Origin of the sequence: Nesterenkonia sp. NBAIMH1 (genome assembly GCF_007922635.1) — a bacterium.
GTDB classification, from domain to species: Bacteria; Actinomycetota; Actinomycetes; order Actinomycetales; family Micrococcaceae; genus Nesterenkonia; species Nesterenkonia pannonica.
Genome location: NZ_CP042335.1, coordinates 891,975 through 910,921 on the forward strand (window position 1 = coordinate 891,975; position 18,947 = coordinate 910,921).

The 18,947-nt window shown below is 67.7% G+C and carries 16 protein-coding genes; 2 read left to right on the forward strand and 14 right to left on the reverse strand.

What is annotated here, in order from left to right; all coding sequences use genetic code 11:
• Positions 1-3: 3 nt before the first annotated feature.
• From trmB to FS388_RS04195, 9 genes are all read right to left on the reverse strand, one after another.
• Positions 4-771, reverse strand: coding sequence for a tRNA (guanosine(46)-N7)-methyltransferase TrmB (gene trmB, locus FS388_RS04155; RefSeq protein ID WP_146339980.1), 768 nt, complete (start codon positions 769-771; stop codon positions 4-6).
• Positions 771-2,696 (reverse strand): penicillin-binding transpeptidase domain-containing protein, encoded by a 1,926-nt coding sequence (locus tag FS388_RS04160; RefSeq protein ID WP_146339982.1) that lies wholly within the window; start codon positions 2,694-2,696, stop codon positions 771-773. Before FS388_RS04160 ends, trmB begins: the two co-directional genes overlap by 1 nt.
• A gap of 63 nt (positions 2,697-2,759) precedes the next feature.
• On the reverse strand, positions 2,760-3,188 hold the full coding sequence (locus tag FS388_RS04165; RefSeq protein WP_146339984.1) for a heat shock protein transcriptional repressor HspR: 429 nt from the start codon (positions 3,186-3,188) through the stop codon (positions 2,760-2,762).
• Positions 3,189-3,202: 14 nt separating this feature from the next.
• Positions 3,203-4,153 (reverse strand): DnaJ C-terminal domain-containing protein, encoded by a 951-nt coding sequence (locus FS388_RS04170; RefSeq protein WP_146339986.1) that lies wholly within the window; start codon positions 4,151-4,153, stop codon positions 3,203-3,205.
• Between the two features lie 106 nt (positions 4,154-4,259).
• Positions 4,260-5,057 (reverse strand): nucleotide exchange factor GrpE, encoded by a 798-nt coding sequence (locus FS388_RS04175; RefSeq protein ID WP_146339988.1) that lies wholly within the window; start codon positions 5,055-5,057, stop codon positions 4,260-4,262.
• Positions 5,058-5,068: 11 nt separating this feature from the next.
• Positions 5,069-6,937 (reverse strand): molecular chaperone DnaK, encoded by a 1,869-nt coding sequence (dnaK, locus tag FS388_RS04180; protein WP_146339990.1) that lies wholly within the window; start codon positions 6,935-6,937, stop codon positions 5,069-5,071.
• 179 nt (positions 6,938-7,116) lie between these two features.
• A complete protein-coding gene (locus FS388_RS04185; protein WP_210410233.1) occupies positions 7,117-7,560 on the reverse strand; it encodes a thioesterase family protein in 444 nt (147 codons plus the stop codon).
• A complete protein-coding gene (locus tag FS388_RS04190) occupies positions 7,547-8,515 on the reverse strand; it encodes a 3-hydroxyacyl-CoA dehydrogenase NAD-binding domain-containing protein (protein WP_146339994.1) in 969 nt (322 codons plus the stop codon). Before FS388_RS04190 ends, FS388_RS04185 begins: the two co-directional genes overlap by 14 nt.
• On the reverse strand, positions 8,515-9,408 hold the full coding sequence (locus FS388_RS04195; RefSeq protein WP_146339996.1) for a 3-keto-5-aminohexanoate cleavage protein: 894 nt from the start codon (positions 9,406-9,408) through the stop codon (positions 8,515-8,517). The genes FS388_RS04190 and FS388_RS04195 overlap by 1 nt, the downstream gene beginning before the upstream one ends.
• Before the next feature lie 114 nt (positions 9,409-9,522).
• Here FS388_RS04195 and FS388_RS04200 point away from each other — a divergent pair, with 114 nt between their 5' ends.
• Positions 9,523-10,434: a LysR family transcriptional regulator gene (locus FS388_RS04200; RefSeq protein WP_168198588.1), complete on the forward strand. Its 912-nt coding sequence runs from the start codon at positions 9,523-9,525 to the stop codon at positions 10,432-10,434.
• Positions 10,435-10,443: 9 nt separating this feature from the next.
• On the opposite strand, the gene FS388_RS04205 is transcribed toward FS388_RS04200, so the two are convergent.
• Genes FS388_RS04205 through FS388_RS04215 form a run of 3 tightly spaced genes read right to left on the reverse strand, consistent with a single transcriptional unit; the run spans position 10,444 to position 15,505 of the window.
• Positions 10,444-11,919 (reverse strand): NAD-dependent succinate-semialdehyde dehydrogenase, encoded by a 1,476-nt coding sequence (locus FS388_RS04205; protein ID WP_146340000.1) that lies wholly within the window; start codon positions 11,917-11,919, stop codon positions 10,444-10,446.
• The gene (locus FS388_RS04210) at positions 11,916-12,599 is read right to left on the reverse strand and encodes a GntR family transcriptional regulator (RefSeq protein ID WP_146340002.1); all 684 of its coding nucleotides are present in this window, start codon (positions 12,597-12,599) and stop codon (positions 11,916-11,918) included. The genes FS388_RS04205 and FS388_RS04210 overlap by 4 nt, the downstream gene beginning before the upstream one ends.
• Entirely contained in the window at positions 12,596-15,505 is a 2,910-nt protein-coding gene (locus FS388_RS04215) for an FAD-binding and (Fe-S)-binding domain-containing protein (protein WP_246836290.1), read from the reverse strand. The genes FS388_RS04210 and FS388_RS04215 overlap by 4 nt, the downstream gene beginning before the upstream one ends.
• Before the next feature lie 115 nt (positions 15,506-15,620).
• Here FS388_RS04215 and FS388_RS04220 point away from each other — a divergent pair, with 115 nt between their 5' ends.
• Positions 15,621-16,880: an aspartate aminotransferase family protein gene (locus tag FS388_RS04220; RefSeq protein ID WP_146340004.1), complete on the forward strand. Its 1,260-nt coding sequence runs from the start codon at positions 15,621-15,623 to the stop codon at positions 16,878-16,880.
• A 16-nt stretch (positions 16,881-16,896) separates the two neighbouring features.
• Here FS388_RS04220 and FS388_RS04225 read toward each other — a convergent pair whose 3' ends face one another.
• Positions 16,897-17,688: an SGNH/GDSL hydrolase family protein gene (locus FS388_RS04225; protein WP_146340006.1), complete on the reverse strand. Its 792-nt coding sequence runs from the start codon at positions 17,686-17,688 to the stop codon at positions 16,897-16,899.
• 84 nt (positions 17,689-17,772) lie between these two features.
• Positions 17,773-18,903: a glutathione S-transferase family protein gene (locus FS388_RS04230; protein WP_146340008.1), complete on the reverse strand. Its 1,131-nt coding sequence runs from the start codon at positions 18,901-18,903 to the stop codon at positions 17,773-17,775.
• Between the last annotated feature and the right edge of the window lie 44 nt (positions 18,904-18,947).

The window sequence follows — 18,947 nt, forward strand, 5'->3', positions numbered from 1 at the left end:
TGACTATACACAGACACGTGTGAACGTCAGATCAAATGACTTTCTCCCTGCCGCGCCTGCCTTGGCTTCGAAATCGGTCAGCACACGCCCGGCGAAGCGCGGCGCCCACCCGGCGTGCTCGTTGGCGAAATCGGGCGATTCGGTGAGGACTCGCCGAATCTGGACCGCATAGTGCGGCCAGTCGGTGGCCAGGCGGATGCGGCCTTCGGGCCGCATCGCGCGGGCGGCTTTGGCGGTGAAGGACGGCTGGATGAGCCGCCGTTTGTTGTGCTTCTTCTTGTGCCAGGGGTCGGGGAAGAAGATCCACAGTTCGTCCAGGTAGGCCGTGGGGATCAGATTGTCGAGCAGCTCCACCGCGTCGAGGCAGGCGACGCGGACGTTGGTGAGCCCTTCGCGGCGCACCCGCGCGGCCAGCTGGGCGGCTCCGGGCCTGTAGACCTCTGCGGCGATGAAGTCCCGGTGGGGGTTGGCCGCGGCTGCGGCCGCTACGGCCTCGCCGGAGCCGGATCCGATCTCCACGGTCAGGCTCCCGCCTGAGTCGACACTGTGGCTGCGGCCGAACTCCTCCTGCCAGTCGATGGTGAACCCTTCGGCCACGGAGGTGTCCCGGCTTCCGGCCGGAACATCGAGCAGCTCTCGCCCCAGCGCTGCGTCCCAGGCGCGCTGGTAGCTGGGCTTGAGCTGGTTCGAGCGGCGGACGAAGGAGAGCGGGCGGCGGTAGTGCTGCGGCGACGGCTCGGACGCGGGATCGGGTGCGGAAGTCTGTGGCATCAGTCGTCGAGGATATCCTGCGCGCCGACGAGGAACTCCCGCAGCAGGGGCCCGTTGTCCGTTGAGCCCCACTCTCCCTCCTCGAGGAAGATCGCTACAGCCAGGTCTCCTTGGAATCCGATGACCCAGGTGTGCGGCAGGTCCTCCCCGGACTCGGCGGTGCCTGTCTTGGCGTAGACACGCGCGCCGGGGATGGGGTCGAGGAAGTCCAGCGTGCCGTACGAGACGGTGCCCGCCATCAGCGCCTGCATCTGGGCGCCCTCCTCCTCGGTCAGGCCCGGTCCCGCATCGTCGTCCGGCTCCCCTGAGCCTTCCACCAGCCATGGGTGGACGGTCCGAGCATCGGCGATGGACGCGGCCACGGCCGCCATGCCGAGGGCGGAGGTCTGGACTGTTCCCTGCCCGAAGAGGTTTGCGGCGTGCTCGTTGAGCTCTGCGTCCTCAGGAACGGTGCCTTTGATGGCCGGCAGGCCGATGCCCACATCGTTGTTGATGCCGAGGTCCATTGCGGCCTGCCGCAGGTCCGCTGAGCTGACCTCGTCGTGGGACGCCGCGAACACGGTGTTGCAGGAGTGGGCGACGGCCTCTGCGAAGGTGATGCTTCCGGTCTCGTCGTATCCTGCGACGTTGCGGAACTCCTGGCCGTGCACGGTCACGCTGGTGGGACAGCTGATGGTCGAGTCCGCGCTGAGACCGTCTCTGAGCATGGCCAGTGAGGACACCATCTTGAAGGTGGACCCCGGCGCATAGGCCGATTGGGTGGCCGCCTCCACAGCCGACTCATCGGGGCTGTGGCTGGCCGACGCGAGGATCCCCCCGTCGGAGGGTCGGACGGCCACGATTCCTGCGGTGGTGTCCTGGTCTGCGGCAATGTCCTGTGCGAGATTCTGCAGACGCGGGAGGAGGCTGGTGCTCACGTCTCCTCCGGCCTCCGGCTCAGTGGAGAAGAGAGTCTCCTCCCCGCGGTAGATCCTCACTCCGGGGGTGCCCCGCAGGGTCTGCTCGTGGACGGCCTGGAGGCCCGACGTGCCCACCGTCTGTCCGACCTGCAGCGTGGGATCCTCCTCCAGGTGCTCGGCCGTCACGGGGCCGACCCGGCCCAGCAGCAGCGGGGCGAAGTCCGGACTGTCGGCCAAGGACATCTGGGACTCCTGCCAATGCACCCCCGGGATGTCCTCCACATCGTCGACCGTCACATGGCCCCCCTCGCGGCGCACGGTGATGGCCTCGACGAAGGCCTCATCGCCGTAGGCCTCAACCTGCTCGGCGTAGGATGCGGCGTCGATGCCGACAGCGTCGGCCAGCTGACGGGCCGACGCCTCCAGCTCGTCGTCCTCATCCGCTCCGAACTGGGTCTTGTCCACGCCCAGGATCACCACGTCGCGGTTGTAGACCATCGCGCGGCCCTCACCGTCCATGATCCGTCCCCGGTCGGCTGCGGCGGTGCTGACGCCGATCTCCTCGTGCCCCTGATACTCCGGAAGGAAGAGGTCGTACTCTCCGTCCAGATACCAGGTCTCAGACTCCTCGTGGTATGTCAGAGCGGCTTCGGTGACGTAGTCCCACTCCTCGTCCTCGACGCCGAGGGCCTCGAGGTCCCAGGCATGGAGGTAGGTGACGACCGCACTCGGAGCCCGCGGGGACTCCTCGGGCGGAACATCGAGCTCCGTCTCCTGGACCTCGACCTGCACGGACAGCTCGTCGAGGGAGTCATGCAGCCGATCGGCGGCGGTGTTCAGGGACTGGAGATCGCCCGAGGCGAGCGGCACGCCTTCGAGGTCTCCCTGCTGAAGAGCGTCGGCGAGCTGCTCGGCCGCAGGGCCGAGGCTCTCAGCCGGATCAGGCTCCTCCGAGCAGGCCGACAGCAGCGCAGATGCGGCCGCGGCCGCGGCGAGCAGTGGAAGTCGTCCCCACGAAAGTTTCACCTGACCAGTATGGGCCAGCGGACGGACATGCCGGCGCACCGTTGCGGGGCGTCGGAGGGCGGGCTACGCCGAGCGGCGGAAGAGGACTATCTCGCGGCTGGCGGGACGGGGCCGCTGCCCTCGGGCCATGGTGACGACGTCGCCGTGGGGCCCGACGGCGAAGACCCTGGACCCTCCGCTGCGCTGGATCTCTCTGAGCTGGTTCTGCAGCTCAGCGACTTCGTCCTCGAGCTCTTCGACGTGGTTCTGGAGCGCGATGATCCGCCGGATCCCCTCCAGCGAGACTCCTTCTTGGGAGAGCTGCTGAATCTGGCGGAGCTGGTCGATGTCGTAGGCAGAGTATCTGCGGTGGCGGCCTCCTTGCCGCTTGGGCGTGACCAGGCCCATGCGATCGTACTGCCGCAGGGTCTGAGGGTGCATGTCGGCCAGTTCGGCCGCGACGGATATGACGAAGAAGGGCGCGTGACGGTTGGACCTCGCATGCGGGGGCATCGAAGGCTCAGGCCTCACAGCGCCGCCCTCCCCTCCAGACCGGACCGGGGGTCGATGCCGGATGTGGCGTCCTGATATGCCCTGACCGCTTCCATCGCCTCGTCGGGCAGGTCCTTGGGCACCGCCACATCGACGACGACCAGCATGTCGCCCTGATGCTTCTTGGTTCTGATCCCTTGGCCTTTGAGCCTCAGGGTTCGCCCTGAGGAGGTGCCGGCCGGGATGCGGATCCGGACCTTCTCTCCGTGGACCGTCGGGACTTCTGCGGTGGCGCCGAGGACAGCTTCGTCGAAGCTCACGGGCAGGTGGATGCGGATGTTGTCGCCGTCGCGCTCATAGAAGGGATGCGCGGTGATGGAGACCTCGACAAGAAGATCTCCGCTGCCGCCGGGGCCCTGAGAGCCTTTGCCTTTGACCCGGACCTTCTGTCCCTCTTTGACGCCCGGAGGAATCCGGACATCGATCACGCTGCCGTTGGGCTCGCGGAGCCCGACAGTGGTGCCGCGCACGGCACCTTTGAACGAGATGGTGGTCTTCGCGGTGCGGTCCGACCCCTTCGGGGCGGCTCCGGCACTGCCGAAGCGTCCGCCGAAGAGGTCCTCGAAGCCGCCGCCGGAGAATGTCCCGGCACCGCCGCTGCGGCCGAATCTGTCTCCGAAGAGCCCGCCGAACATGTCTTCGAAGCCGCCTGCTGAGCCCGGTCCGGCACCGCCCGAAAAGCGGGCGCCGGAGCCCATGGCGCGGATCTGGTCGTACTCGCGCCGCTTCTCCGGATCAGACAGAACCGTGTGCGCTTCAGAGATGTCCTTGAACCGCTGCTCAGCGCTGGGGTCGTCCGGATTCTTGTCCGGATGGTTCTCGCGGGCGAGCCGACGATATGCCTTCTTGATCTCTTCGGCCGTGGCGTCCTTGGAGACGCCCAATACTTTGTAGAAATCCTTTTCGAGCCACTCCTGCGAAGCCATCAGGCGCCTCCTCTCTGCTGTACGGGGTCTTCAGCTGAGCTCCCGCCGGCCCGATCAGCGGATGAGCCGCTGTGGGGGGCCGGCGGGCTGCTCAGCTGCGATCGGCTCATTCCGAGCCGGAGCTGACGATCACCTGAGCTGCGCGCAGCAGCCGATCGCCGATGCGGTAGCCGGAGCGGACGACGACTGCGACGTGCTCAGCCTCAATCTCATCGCTGGCCTGCTGCATGATCGCCTCATGCTCGTTGGGGTCGAAGGGAATGCCCACTTCGCCGACCCGCTCGAGGCCCTGCTGAGCCAGGACGGTCTCCAGGCGCTCCGCAATGTGTGCGAACGGACCCTCCTGGAGCTCTCCGGCCTGACGTGCTCCGGAGATGTCGTCCAGGACCGGCATGAGCTCGGAGATGAACTGGCCCTTGACCCGCTCCTTCTCCGATGACCGGTCACGGTCCACGCGCCGCCGGTAGTTCTGGTACTCGGCGGTGACGCGGCGGAGGTCCTCCTCCAGCTCAGCCTCGCGGCTGTAGCCGGACTCTTCGAGCATCTCCTCCGCAGCCTCGATGCGCTCTGCGGGCTCGGTCTCGACTCCGCCGGCGACCTCGTCAAGGCCCACTTCGCGCAGCTCCGGGTCCTCAGCGAGCTCCGGGTTCTCGGCGAGGGGGTCGGGCTGAGTGCCCTCCTGGCCTGCCGCCTCCTGGTGAGCCTGCTGGATCTCTTCGGCGCCCTGCGGCGCGTCCCGGAGAATCCGTTCGGCTTCAGCCAGGGGGTCTGCCGCCGGGTCGGCGGCCGCGGCCTGCTCGTCGTCGAAGCCTCCCTGGCCCTCGGCCTGCTGACCGTCGGAGGGTGCGGGGTTCTCCGGAATGCCGTCTTCGCCCTTTTCGGGGTTGAACTGGTCCTTAGCCATGCAGGCTCTCCTTACTTGTTCTCGGACTCGGAGGACTCGTCCTCGTCGACCACTTCAGCGTCGACGATGTCCTCGTCCTCCTGGCCGGGAGCGTCCGCCCCTGGTGCGCTCTCAGCGCCTGCTTCGGCGCCCTGGGCGTAGAGGGCTTCGCCGATCTTGCCCTGCGAAGCCTGGAGCTTCTCGAACGCGGCCTTGATCTCTTCGTCGTTGTCCTCGCCCTCGAGCGCCTTCTTCACGGCGTCCACGTCGGCCTGAACCTCGTTCTTGACGTCCTCCGGCAGCTTCTCGTCGTTCTCCTTGATCAGCTTGTCGACGGAGTAGGCGGCGGACTCTGCCGCGTTGCGCTGCTCGGCAGCCTCGCGGCGCTTCTTGTCCTCCTCGGCGTGAGCCTCGGCGTCGGCCACCATGCGCTCGATGTCCTCCTTCTCCAGGGAGGTGCCGCCGGTGATCTTCATCGACTGCTCGGTGCCGGTGCCCTTGTCCTTGGCGGACACGTGGACGATGCCGTTGGCGTCGATGTCGAAGGTGACCTCGATCTGCGGCATGCCGCGCGGTGCGGGGGCGATGCCCGTGAGCTCGAACGTGCCCAGTGGCTTGTTGTCACGGGTGAACTCGCGCTCGCCCTGGAATACCTGGATGGCCACGGAGGGCTGGTTGTCCTCCGCGGTCGAGAACACCTCGGACTTCTTCGTGGGGATGGCGGTGTTGCGCTCGATGAGCTTGGTCATGACACCGCCCTTGGTCTCGATGCCGAGCGACAGGGGCGTGACGTCGATGAGCAGCACGTCCTTGCGCTCACCGGAGAGGACGCCGGCCTGCAGTGCGGCACCCATGGCCACCACCTCGTCCGGGTTCACGGTCTTGTTCGCGTCCTTGCCGGAGAGCTGCTTGACGAGATCTGCGACTGCGGGCATACGCGTCGAGCCTCCGACGAGGATGACGTGATCGATCTCGCTGATCTTCACGCCGGCTTCGGTGATCGCATCGTTGAACGGCTTCTTGGTGCGCTCGAGCAGGTCCGAGGTCATGTCCTCGAACTTGGCGCGGGAGAGGGTCTCGTTCACGTGCACCGGGACGCCGTCGTTCTGGGTGGCGTAGGGGATGTTGATCGTGGCGGAGGTGGCGGAGGAGAGCTCCTTCTTCGCACGCTCAGCCTCCTCCTTCAGGCGAGGCACGGCGATGGAGTCCTTGGAGAGGTCAACGCCCTCCTTCTGCTTCACCTGCTGAACGAGCCAGTCCATGATGCGCTGGTCCCAGTCGTCGCCGCCGAGCCTGTTGTCGCCGGCGGTGGAGCGCACCTGGATGGTGGAGAAGTCGTCCTCGTCCTTGGCCACCTCGAGCAGGGACACGTCGAATGTGCCGCCGCCGAGGTCGAAGACGAGAATGAGCTCTTCCTCGTTGCCCTTGTCCAGCCCGTACGCAAGAGCTGCTGCGGTGGGCTCGTTGACGATGCGGGAGACGTTGAGGCCGGCGATCTCGCCTGCCTCCTTGGTCGCCTGACGCTCGGCGTCGTTGAAGTATGCGGGGACGGTGATGACGGCGTCCGTCACGTCCTCGCCGAGGTAGGACTCGGCGTCGTGCTTGAGCTTCATCAGCGTGCGGGCGCTGATCTCCTGCGGGGTGTACTTCTTCTCGTCGACCTCGGTGCTCCAGTCAGTGCCCATGTGGCGCTTGATGGAGGCGTATGTGCGGTCCGGGTTGGAGACGGCCTGACGGCGGGCGACCTCGCCCACGAGGACCTCGCCGGACTTGGAGAAGCCGACGACTGAGGGGGTGGTGCGCGCACCCTCGGCGTTTGCGATGACGGCGGGCTCGCCGCCCTCCAGCACGGAGACCACGGAGTTGGTGGTACCCAGATCGATTCCTACTGCACGTGCCATGTGCGGGCTCCTTTCGAAGAGACTCAACCATGTATTGAGCGGTACGAGCTCAAGTTTTCATCCCGGGAATGGGAGTGTCAACTCGACTTGAGCCGACCCGACTCAACTTTGCTCTGACACGAACGGAACGCCGTGCCTCGCGGGTTTATTTCCCACGCACAGGTCCGGCCAGGACCACCTCACATGCGCACTGCTCTGCCGACCCAATCCGGCCGGCCGCTCCCGCACATCGCCATACGCTCCCGCACCTCGCTGGGGAAAGGCTGAGCGCCGGCAGGCTCCCCGCCCACGTGCACGCCGAGCATCTCCTCGGTCGCCACGAGGCGGCCGGAGTCGTCGTGCATCTCATGGGCGAGGTGGAGCTTGCGGTCCCCTGTGCCGACGATCGCTGTGCGGACAGCGAGCCCGGCACCCTGCGGCACCTCCTGGAGGTACCGCACGTGGGTCTCGACGGTGTACAGGGAAGCACCCTCGCGCTGCCGGTAGGCGGCGTCCATCCCGAGGGCCTCCATCGCCTGGTCGGTGGCAAAGCCGAAGACCAGCACGTAGTAGGCCTCTGAGAGATGCCCGTTGTAGTCGATCCACTCCTCACGGACCGCCGTGCGGTACTCAGGAAGGTCCACGGCGCATCCCCTCAATCATGCGACGCAGGGCGATGATCCCGCGGTCCCGCTCCTGCATCAGCTCGGTGACAGGACGAGCATCTTCGACCGTGCAGCCATCCACCACATCGTCCCGCAGCCGCTCCGTGAGCTCAGGAGCGTCCAGTCGCGTCCACGGAGACTTCAGGGACGGTCCGAAATGGTCCAGCATGTGCGCCATGCCGCCCTCGCCGCCGGCCAGATGGAAGGTGAGCATGGGCCCCTGGAATGGCCAGCGAAGCCCGGGACCCTCGGTGATGGATCGGTCGATCTGCTCCACCGTGGCCTCACCGTTGTCCACCATGTGCAGGGCTTCCCGCCACAGGGCCTCCTGGAGCCGGTTGGCGATGAAGCCGGGCACCTCACGGTCCATGGTGATCACTGATTTGCCGATGCGCTCGTAGAAGTCAGCCGCCCACTGGACCGCCTCAGCGGAGGTGCGCTCACCTCCGACCACCTCCACCAGGGGAATCAGGTAGGGCGGGTTGAAAGGATGGCCCACGACGAACCGCTCCGGACGCTCAGCGTTCAGCGCCATCTCCGTCATCGAGTATCCGGAGGTGGAGGAGCCGATGACGATGCCCGGATCCGCCGCAGCGTCGAGCCTTGCCAGCAGCTGCTGCTTGAGCTGCAGCACCTCCGGCGCCGACTCCTGAACGAACTGGACGCCTTCGAGGGCCTCCCTGAGGTCCGTGTGGAAGCTGAGACCCTCCCGAGAAGCGTCCTCGTGCAGCCCCAGCTCGGTCAGCGCGGGCCAGGCGGCGTCGATCAGCCGGCGAAGCTTGGCCTCGGCCTCCGGGGACGGGTCCCAGGCTTTGACCCGGAAGCCCCGCGCGAGAAAGTATGCAGCCCAGCCGGCACCGATGGTTCCGGCGCCGGCGCAGCACACGGCGGTGACCTCATCAGGGGCGGGAGAGCCTTCTGGGGTGCGAGTCATCAGTGCACCTCCAGCCCGAGCATCTCGCGCGCCTCATTCGGCGACGCGACCTTCCGGCCGAGTGAGTCGACGATTCTGCCGGCCTCTGCGGTGAGCTGTGCGTTGGTGGCCTTGACGCCCTTGCGCAGGTAGAGGTTGTCCTCGAGCCCCACGCGCACGTGTCCGCCGAGAAGCACCGACTGGGCCACCCACGGAAGCTGATTGCGGCCTATGGCGAAGCTGGTCCACTCCACACCTTCTGGCACCATGTTCACCATGGCGCCGAGCAGTCCCGGATCGGCGGGGGCGCCGTAGGGGATGCCCATGCACAGCTGGTACATGGGCGGGTCGGCCAGGAGGCCCTCCTGAAAGAGGGTGTTGGCGAACCACAGATTGCCGGTGTCGAAGAGCTCCAGCTCCGGCTTCACGCCGAGCTCCCTGATCCGGGCGGCGCCCTGCCGGATCATCTCGGGGGTGCCCACGTAGATCTGGCTGCCGTCGCCGAAGTTGAGGGTTCCGCAGTCCAGGGTGCAGATCTCCGGTCGGATGACCTCCACATGCTTGAGCCGCTCCAACCCGGAGACGAGGTCGGTCCCCTCGACACGGCCCAGGCTCTCCGCAGGGCTGGAGGGGTCGATGGCGAGGTCTCCGCCCATGCCTGCCGTGAGGTTGATGACCGGATCCACGTCGGATGCACGGACGCGAGCCACCACCTCTTCGTAGAACGCTGTCTCGCGAGAGCCCTGCGTCGTCTCGGGGTCGCGGACGTGAATGTGGATCACCGAGGCACCTGCTCGGGCAGCTTCGATGCCTGATTCGGCGATCTGCTGAGGCGTCACGGGAACGTGCTCGGATCTGCCGGCAGTGTCGCCGGCGCCGGTGAGCGCACACGTGAGGATGGTGGGCTTGGGCATGGCGGCTCCTCCTTCAGGATGGGAATGGGGTCCCGGCCCATCGTTCCGACAGGCTGAAACATGCACAAGCAAACTTTTCGCACGTACTGTCAAGCATTGCTTTACAGTAGTGGGATGCCCAGCTTCGACCCCGACGTAGGCCGCCTGCGCACTTTTCTCGCCGTCGTCGCCGAAGAGTCGATCAGTGCGGCCGCAGACAATCTGCGCATCAGCCGAGCGGCCGCGAGCCAGCAGATGCAGGCGCTGCAGCGAGAGACCGGGCTGACCCTGCTGGAGCGGCGCGGGAGAGGCATCGCCGTGACGGCGGCCGGGCGGCAGCTCTCGGTCCGGGCAGAGCGGCTGCTGCGAGAAGCCGGGAAGCTGCAGGGACTGGCAGCGGACCTGCAGCAGGGACGCACCGGATCCCTGCTCATCTCGCACTTCGTCTCGGTGGGAGTCGCATGGATCCCGGCGCTGGTGGCCGCGATCTCCTCGGAGTTTCCGGAGCTGCGCATTACGATGCGCCTCTGGGATCTGGAGGAGGCGGCCGCTTGGGAGCCGGACGCGGAGATATTCGTCCGGCACCCGGACGTGGCGGACCGTGCCGGCTACCGCACGACGGAGCTGATGCAGGACTCCTATGCAGCCGTGCTCCCCGCCGGGCATCGCCTCGCTGGGCGAGAGCGCATCGGGCTGGAGGACCTGCGCGGCGAAGTGTGGGTCGACAACGACTACACGCGCGGGCCCAACCGCAAGATCCTTATGCAGGCCTGCGCCGGGGTGGGCCTGGCACCCGACTTCAGGATCGAGACGCAGGACTATGCCGCCGCCGTCGCATGCGTGGAGGCCGGAGTCGGCATCACGGTGATGCCGCAGCTGTCCTGGCAGACCGTCGCCGGCATGGTGAGCGGGGTGCAGGCCCTCCCGCTGGACGAGCCCGGCCTGCACCGCGTGCTGGCCGTGCGCACCAAGGAGGCGTCGGACAGCGCTCCCGCCGTCCGACGCCTCCTTGAGCTGCTGCAGGCCAGAGTCAGCCAGCAGCCTTAGGCAGTGCGGCTACATCGCGATCCCGATGTACTTGGTCTCCAGGAACTCCTCGATGCCGGTGTCGCCGCCCTCGCGGCCCAGTCCCGACTCCTTGATCCCGCCGAAGGGCGCCGCCGGGTTGGAGACAGCCCCCTGATTGATCCCGACCATGCCCGACTCCACCTGCTCGGCCACCCGCAGGGCCCGGTTCAGACTTTCGGTGAAGACGTAGTTGACCAGGCCGTACTCGGTGTCGTTGACCCGGTCGATGACCTCCTTCTCATCGTCGAACGGCGTCAGCGGGGCCACCGGTCCGAAGATCTCCTCGGACCACATGCGCGCGCCCTCGGGAACGCCGGTCAGCACCGTCGGCGGGTAGAAGTACCCCTCACCCGCGGCCGGCTCCCCACCGAGGACGACCTTCGCCCCGGACCTCACAGCGTCCTCCACGAGCTCAGCCACCTTGTCGCGCTGACGCGCGTCGACCATGGGGCCGACAGCGGTCTCCTCATCGACTCCGCGGCCCGTCTTCATCCGTCCGAGACGCTCCGCGAGCTTCTGGGAGAACTCGTCCATCACCTGGGAGTGGACGAAGATGCGATTGGCCGCCGTGCACGCCTCGCCTGAGTTGCGCATCTTCGCCAGCACAGCGCCCTCGACAGCCTTGTCCAGGTCAGCGTCCTCGAAGACCACGAACGCCGCGTTGCCGCCGAGCTCCATCGAGGTGCGAAGGACCTTCTCGGAGCACTGCTCCAGAAGTCTGCGGCCGACGGGGGTGGATCCGGTGAAGCTGAGCTTGCGGGCGATGCCCGAACGGATGAGCGGCTCGATCACCTCGCCTGCGGAGGAGGTGACCAGAATGTTGACCACTCCGGCCGGGACCCCCGCCTCGCGGAGAATGTCGGCGAGCGCCAGCATGGACAGCGGCGTCAGCTCGGCCGGCTTCAGCACACTGGTGCAGCCGGCGGCGATGGCAGGGCCGAGCTTGCGGGTGCCCATCGCGAGGGGGAAGTTCCAGGGGGTGATGAGGATCGAGGGCCCGACCGCCTGCTTGTGGATGAGGAACCGCGACCCTCCCGCGGGGGCCGTCTGGTATCCGCCGCTGATGCGCGTGGCCTCTTCGGCGAAGTGCCGGAAGAACTCGGCGGCGTAGTTCACCTCGCCGTACGACTCAGCCAGCGGTTTGCCCATCTCCAGGGTCATCAGAAGGGCCAGGTCGTCCTTGCGCTCATGCATGAGCCGGAACGCGTTCATCAGCATCTCGGCGCGCTCACGGGGAGGCGTGCGCTCGAAGCCCTTCTGCGCCGCCTCGGCCGCCTTCAGCGCGTCCCAGCCGTCCTCGGGGGAAGCATTCGCCGCACGGGTCAGCACTCTGCCCGTGGAGGGGTCGAACACCTCGAGGGTGCGCCCTCGCCGCGCATCCCGCCACTCACCGTCGATGAAAAGCTGGGTGGGGGCGGCCTGGACGACTTCGTTCTCACGGTCGGCTGTGATCGGTACGCTCATGCGGGGGTCTCCTGAGGGGTGGTGTCGGGTGCTGGCACGGTGTCGAGGAAGCGCAGGCGAGCGCTCTCCAGATGCTGCTCCAGCCAGAGGCGCCATCGGTCGTCGCCGGTCTGGAGCATCCTGGGGAGCGCCGCGTGGTCCTCTGCGCTCACTGCCAGATTCTCTCCGGGGTGGGGGTTCAGTGTGAAGAGCGCAGCCAGGGTCGGCTCGAACAGGTGCCACACGGCCTGGAGCCGCTTGCCGCCGCCGATCTGCAGGACTGAGCGGTGAAAGTTCAGGTCCGCTTCGGCGAAGGCGGGCTGGTCCCCGCGCAGGGCCGCAGCCTTCATCTCCGCGGCCCTCTGCTCCAACGGAGCCCAGTCGGCCTCTGCGGCGAGCCCAGACTCGATCGCAGTCCTTTCGGCCATGTGCCGAATGGCGAAGATCTCGTCGACGTCCTGCCGGGCGATCTGGGCGACACGGTGGCCCTGACGGGCGGAGTAGATGATGCCTTCGTGCTCCAGCTCCTTCAGCGCGTCGCGCACCGGGCCCCGGCTGACCCCGTACTGCTGGGCCAGGCGGGACTCGACCAGGTGTGCGTGCGGAGGAAGGTCCCCGGCGAGGACTTGGAGCCTCAGCTGCCGGGCAAGCCGAGCGCCCAGCGGCGGCGATGCCAGCAGCGCTGCGGGTTCGAGGGTCACCGGCCTGCACCTGCCATCAGCTCAGCCAGGTGCAGGGAGGGAGCATCCGCCAAGTCGTCAAGCTGCACCCGACAGGACATTCCGTCGGCGAGCACCACGCGGCGGGGGGCGTCCTCACGCCCCTGCTGCGCGCGCAGGGCCGGCAGAAGGTACGTTTCGGCCACCGCCACCGAGGTCTCGTAGTGCCCCTTCTCCATGCCGAAGTTCCCTGCGAGTCCGCAGCACCCCGACACCTTGGTCACGACGGCACCGGCCTTCTCCAGGAGCATCTGGTCAGCGTCCCAGCCGATGATCGACTCCTGATGGCAGTGCGGCTGGGCCACCACGTCGACCCCTGACAGGTCAGGCAGCTCGATGCGGCCCTCCTCGAGCAGCCGGGCGAGCAGCTCGGAGAATGTGAGAACGCCGTCGGCGACCACGCCCGCGGCGGGAGCATCCGTCAGCTCACGGGCATCGGAGCGGAGGGTGGCCAGGCAGCTGGGCTCCATGCCGATCACCGGAACGCCTGAGCTCACGTAGGGCTCGAGCATCTCCACGGCCTCTTCGATGCGCGCCCTCGCCTGGTCCAGCTGGCCGGTGGTGATCCACGGCAGGCCGCAGCATCCCTTCTTCTGGATGACGTGGGCATTGAGGCCCTGGGACCGAAGGAACTCGAGGGCGGCGTGGCCGGACTGGGGGAAGAAGTGGTCGGTGAACGAGTCCGCCCACACGTAGACGTCCGCCGGGGCGGCGAGCGCGCCCGACCTCTTCCTCTCCGCGGCCTTCAGCGTCCTGCGGGCGAAGGCTGCCACCCCGCGCCGCTGATCGATGCCCGCCGCCCACTTGACCAGCGCTGCGACCGGCGGAATGCGCATGCTGAGGTTGGCCAGCGGCGCCGCGGGGGCTGTGAGCGCCGCCCACTGGGGCAGGCGGCCCATCGCGTAGTGGCTGCGCGGCCGCAGACGCCGCTTGGGACGTCCTTCTGCGTCGCGGTCGTAGGTCTGGTGGAGCGCTTCGGCCTTGTAGGCGGCCATGTCGACCCCGGCGGGGCAGTCCGAGGCGCATCCTTTGCAGGACAGGCACAGATCCAGGGCTTCGTGCACGGCCGGGTCGGCCAGGCCATGCACCAGGGAGCCGTCCATAGCCTCCTGGAGAATGCGGCCGCGGCCGCGCGTGGAGTCCTTCTCCTCCCGGGTGGCCATATAGCTGGGGCACATGACCCCGGCGGCCTTGGGCGCCACACAGCGGCCCACGCCTGAGCAGCGGTGCACCGCTGCGCCGAGATCGCCGGCGTCGTGCGTCATCCGCATACCGGGGAAGGGCAGGCTGACTTTCGGCTGTGTCGGCTTCAGGCTCTCGAACGGTGAGGCGATGCCGACCCGCTCACTGCCTCGCGGTTCCGGGGAGGCGATGATTCCGGGGTTCAGCAGGTTCTGCGGGTCGCAGATCTCCTTCGCCTGGGCAAAGAGGTCCAGCGACTCAGCCGCGTACATGGTCGGCAGCAGCTCCGAACGGACCCGTCCGTCGCCGTGCTCGCCCGACAGTGAGCCCCCGTAGACGGCCAGGCGCTCGGCGCAGGCGGCGAGGAACTCCCGGAAGACTCCGGTGCTGCCGGGGTCGCCGTGCTGGAAGGGGAAGTCGATGCGGCAATGGATGCATCCGTCGCCGAAGTGGCCGTAGGGGTAGCCCTGCAGCCCGAACTCCACCATCAGACCCTCGAACTCACGCATCCAGCTGCCCAGATGCTCAGGAGGAACCGCCGCGTCCTCCCACCCCGAATGCGCCGGAGTCTCGAGGCTGATCCCCGCCAGGCCCGCCCCGTCCTCGCGGATCTTCCAGAGGGCGGCAGCCTCTCGCGGATCGTCGATCGCGCGATGGCCGACGGCTTCGGAGGCCGTGCGGACCGCGTCGAGGACGCTGCCCGCACCGTCGCCGGCAGCCTCCACGAACAGCCAGGACTCCCCTCGGGGAAGGGTGGGGACGCGCTTGCCGGCCCCGCGCACCAGCGCCACCAGACGGGAATCCATGCCCTCGCAGGCGATCAGGCGGCCGTCGCCAGCGGCAAGGATGTGCGGCACAGCGTCGGCTGCTTCCGCCACCGAAGGGAATCCCAGAACCATCAGACGCCTGCCCGGGTCGTCCTGGACCAGGTTCACCGTGGCCTCCAGAATCGTCCCCAGGGTGCCCTCCGAGCCTGCCATGAACCGCTCCACTCGGCCCCGGTTCTCCGGAAGCAGGTGCTCAAGGCTGTAGCCGGAGACCTGCCTGGCGAACTGGCCGAAGCGCGTGCGGATATGCCCGAGGTTCTCCTCGGCGAGCTCCAGCAGCCGCACGGCCGTCCGGCCCTGGGCGCCGCCCACCCGCGCATCGAAGCTGCCGATCTCCCCGTTGCCGAACAGCACGGTCGCGGCCTCGATGTTGTCCGCGGTGCGCCCATAGCCCAGGGCCCGGGAGCCGCAGGCGTTGTTGCCGATCATGCCGCCGATGGTGCAGCGCGAATGGGTGGACGGATCGGGGCCGAACCTCAGTCCGTGAGGCGCCGCGGCCCGCTGCAGATCCGCGTGCACCACACCGGGCTGCACGGTGGCCGTTCCCAGCTCGGGGTCGATGCTGACGATCTGCTTCAGATCGCGCAGGTCAAGAACGATGCCCTCCCCCACCGCGTTGCCGGCGATGGAGGTGCCAGCACCGCGCATCGTCAGCGGAACGCCCAGCTCCGTCGCGACCTGATGGGCTGCGTGCACCTCGTCGATGTGCTGAGGACGAGCGACCGCCTGGGGCAGCACGCGGTAGAGGCTCGCGTCCGCTGCGTACATGCCGCGGGTCAGGGGCGAATCGTCCGCGCTGGGAATCCCTGCCCGGTGCAGGTGGTGGAGGAGCTCGGACGAAGCGTGCGCGCCTGCGGACGCGACGGCAGGTGCACTCACCAGTGAGCCTCCTGATCGGTGGGGAAAGCCTGTGCACGAAACTGTTAACAGTTTACGGGTGGTGCTACCGTAGCACCGCACGCCCCCTTTCCCCGCGTTTATTGAGGAGCCGAACATGGCGCAGCTCTCGCCCCAGCTCAAGCAGGCCACCCCCGTCGTCGCCGACCGCGGCGAGGGCGTATGGATCTACGACGAAGCAGGGAACAAGCACCTGGACTTCACTGCGGGGATCGGCGTGACCTCCACAGGACACTGCCACCCCAAAGTCGTGGCCGCAGCGCAGGAGCAGGTCGGGAGCCTGATCCATGGCCAGTACACGACCATCATGCATAAGCCGCTCCAGCGTCTCACCGCGGCGCTCGGTGAGGTGCTGCCTGCCGGGCTGGACTCCATCTTCTTCTCAAACTCGGGCTCGGAGGCCGCAGAGGCCGCCCTGCGCCTGGCCCGCCAGGCCACGGGACGGCCCAACATCGTGGTCTTCCAGGGAGGCTTCCACGGCCGGACCGTGGGTGCGGCCTCCATGACCACCTCGGGCACCAAGTTCAAGGCCGGGTTCTCTCCGCTGATGCCCGGTGTGGTCGTCTCTCCCTTCCCGAACCCTGCCCACTACCGGCACTACGGCTGGGACGCGGAGCAGGCCACGGACTTCGCGCTGCGCGAGCTGGACCTCGTCCTGCAGACTCAGTCCCACCCGGCCGACACGGCCGCGTTCCTCGTCGAGCCGGTGCTGGGTGAGGGAGGCTACGTCCCCGGCAATGAGCGGTTCTTCGCCGGGCTGCGCGAGAGGGCCGACCGGCACGGAATCCTGCTGGTGGTCGACGAGGTCCAGACCGGCTTCGGCCGGACCGGCGCCTTCTGGGGCCAGGAGCACTTCGGCCTCACCCCCGACATCCAGATGTTCGCCAAAGGAATCGCATCAGGCTTCCCGATCTCAGGGATCGCAGCCTCCGAGGCTGTCATGTCCAAGGCATGGCCGGGCTCGCAGGGCGGCACGTACGGGGCCAACGCCGTCGCCTGCGCAGCGGCGGTCGCCACCCTGGAGGTCATCCAGGAGGAGGGCCTGGTGGCCAACGCCGCGGCCCGGGGCGCCCAGCTCAAAGCAGGACTGGAGGAGATTGCAGAGAAGTTCGACGCCGTCACTGCGGTGCACGGACTCGGCCTGATGCTCGCCGTGGAATTCACCGACAAGGACGGGGAGCCGGACGGCGCCGCCGCCTCCAGAGCTCACCAGCATGCGGCCAAGAACGGGCTGCTGCTGCTGACCAACGGCATGCACGGTCAGAACGTCCGCTTCATCCCAGCCCTGGTCGTGAGCGAGGACGAAGTGAATCACGCCCTGAGCCTGTGGGAGGAGACCCTCAGCGCTGTCCTGTGAGCTGCGGGCCTCCGGGTCACCAGACCCTTGAGGTGAGCGTGGGGTACTTCGCGTCGAGGTGGTCCCCGCTGGATCTGCGTGTGATCCGGCGGCGCACCCACGGAGCCAGGTAGTCCCTGGTCCAGGTCAGCTCGTCGTAGACCTGCCGGTGGAGCGCCGCAGGCGGCTTCTCCTCCATCTCCGGCTCGTCGATCTCGTCGGGCTCGCCCAGGACGCGAAGGACCTCCTTGGCCATCACGATGTGCCCCTCGATGGACAGGTGCAGCCGATCCGCGTCCCAGTACCGCCAGTCCTGGAGGTGCTTCATGTGCCAGAAGTCGACGAGGTCCAGGCCGAGATCGGATGCGATCTTGCGCACCGCTTCGTTGTAGATGGCGGTCCGTCCGCGGGTGGCCCTGAACATGGGAGCTTTCCCGGAGTCGAAGCCGGTGAACAGCAGGACCCGGGCACCGGTGTCGGCAAGCCGCTCCGCAGCCCAGCGGTAGCGCTGCATCAGCGCGTCCAGGTTCACCGCGGGCCGCAGGATGTCATTGCCGCCGGCATACATCGTCACCAGGCTGGGGTTGAGCGAGACAGCTGCGTCGAGCTGCCCGTCAATGACCTGCTCCAGCTTCCGACCGCGCACAGCCAGATTGGCGTACCCCCAGGAGGGGTCGTTGCTGATCAGCTGCGCTGCGACCCGGTCCGCCCATCCGCGCACCCCATTGGGGCTCGAGGGATCGATGTCCCCCACTCCTTCGGTGAACGAGTCTCCGACGGCGACGAACCGCCGGCTGAACGGTCCGCTCAGCTCATCCTTCGCTGACATTGGTCCTCCCCTGTATCGATGATTCCTCCGCTGCGTGGCCCGCACAGTGCGTGCACGGCCGTGATTCTTCTCAGCACTTCCGACTCAGGAGTGGAGCGGGTTCGCGCCCGGAGGCTGCTCCTCCGGGGCGACTGGACCCGGGGCCGAGGCGCCTTCGGCGAACGGTGCGCCGCCCAGGTTCTCGCGTCCGTGATCCGAGAGCCACGAGCTCAGCTCCGGGCCCTTCGGCACGATCTGAGTGGGGTTGATGTCCTCGTGGACCTCGTAGTAATGGGCCTTGATCTGGTCGAAGTCGACGGTGTCGCCGAAGCCGGGGGTCTGGAAGAGGTCCCGGGCATAGCCCCAGAGGTTGGGCATCTCGGCGAGCTTGTTCCGGTTGCACTTGAAATGCCCGTGGTAGACGGGGTCGAAGCGGACAAGCGTGGTGAACAGACGCACGTCGGCCTCTGTGATGTGGTCCCCCATGAGGTAGCGGCGCGTGGCCAGACGCTCCTCCAACCAGTCCAGAGTCTCGAACAGCCGGTCGTGGGCCTCGTCGTAGGCCTTCTGGGAGCCGGCGAACCCAGCCCGGTACACGCCGTTGTTCACCTCGGTGAAGATCCGCCTGATCACCGGGAGCATCTCGTCGATGAGCTCATCGGGGATCAGGTTCGGCGCGCCCTCGCGATGATGCTCCGACCACTGCGTGGAGAGGTCGAAGGTCAGCTGCGGGTAGTTGTTCGTCACGACTCCGCCGCTGGGAATGTCCACCAGGGCCGGGACGGTGATGCCGCGCGGATACTCCGGGAAGCGGGCGAAGTAGTTCTCCCGCAGACGCTCGGTGCCCAGGACGGGGTCCCGGCCGTCCTCGTCGAGGTCGAATGTCCACGAACGCACATCGTGCACGGGTCCAGGCGTCCCCAGGGACAGCACGTCCTCCAGGCCGAGAAGCCGTCGAATGATGATGGTGCGGTGCGCCCAGGGGCAGGCCCGCGCGGCGACCAGGCGGTACCTTCCGGGCTCGACCGGCCACGCCTGCGCATCAGCGGTCAGGCCTCCGATCCTCGGATCCCCGATCTTCGAGGACTCCTCCTCCGGGGCCGAGCTCACGGCGTCAGGATCACGGACCACACGGTCCTCGATGTAGTTGGTGTCCCGGGTGAACTCACCGCCGGTGACGTATGCGCCTTTGGTGGAATGCTCGGTTCCGAACGTCTCCTGCTTGTCCTCAGCCACAGCTGCTCTCCTCGCCTCGGGCGCCGCCTGACGGCGGCCTGTTC

Coding starts and splice junctions, on each gene's coding strand:
- trmB (WP_146339980.1), bottom strand. CDS start 771: ATGCCACAGACTTCCGCACCCGATCCCGCGTCCGAGCCGTCGCCGCAG.
- FS388_RS04165 (WP_146339984.1), bottom strand. CDS start 3,188: ATGCCCCCGCATGCGAGGTCCAACCGTCACGCGCCCTTCTTCGTCATA.
- FS388_RS04170 (WP_146339986.1), bottom strand. CDS start 4,153: ATGGCTTCGCAGGAGTGGCTCGAAAAGGATTTCTACAAAGTATTGGGC.
- FS388_RS04175 (WP_146339988.1), bottom strand. CDS start 5,057: ATGGCTAAGGACCAGTTCAACCCCGAAAAGGGCGAAGACGGCATTCCG.
- dnaK (WP_146339990.1), bottom strand. CDS start 6,937: ATGGCACGTGCAGTAGGAATCGATCTGGGTACCACCAACTCCGTGGTC.
- FS388_RS04190 (WP_146339994.1), bottom strand. CDS start 8,515: ATGACTCGCACCCCAGAAGGCTCTCCCGCCCCTGATGAGGTCACCGCC.
- FS388_RS04195 (WP_146339996.1), bottom strand. CDS start 9,408: ATGCCCAAGCCCACCATCCTCACGTGTGCGCTCACCGGCGCCGGCGAC.
- FS388_RS04200 (WP_168198588.1), top strand. CDS start 9,523: ATGCCCAGCTTCGACCCCGACGTAGGCCGCCTGCGCACTTTTCTCGCC.
- FS388_RS04205 (WP_146340000.1), bottom strand. CDS start 11,919: ATGAGCGTACCGATCACAGCCGACCGTGAGAACGAAGTCGTCCAGGCC.
- FS388_RS04220 (WP_146340004.1), top strand. CDS start 15,621: ATGGCGCAGCTCTCGCCCCAGCTCAAGCAGGCCACCCCCGTCGTCGCC.
- FS388_RS04225 (WP_146340006.1), bottom strand. CDS start 17,688: ATGTCAGCGAAGGATGAGCTGAGCGGACCGTTCAGCCGGCGGTTCGTC.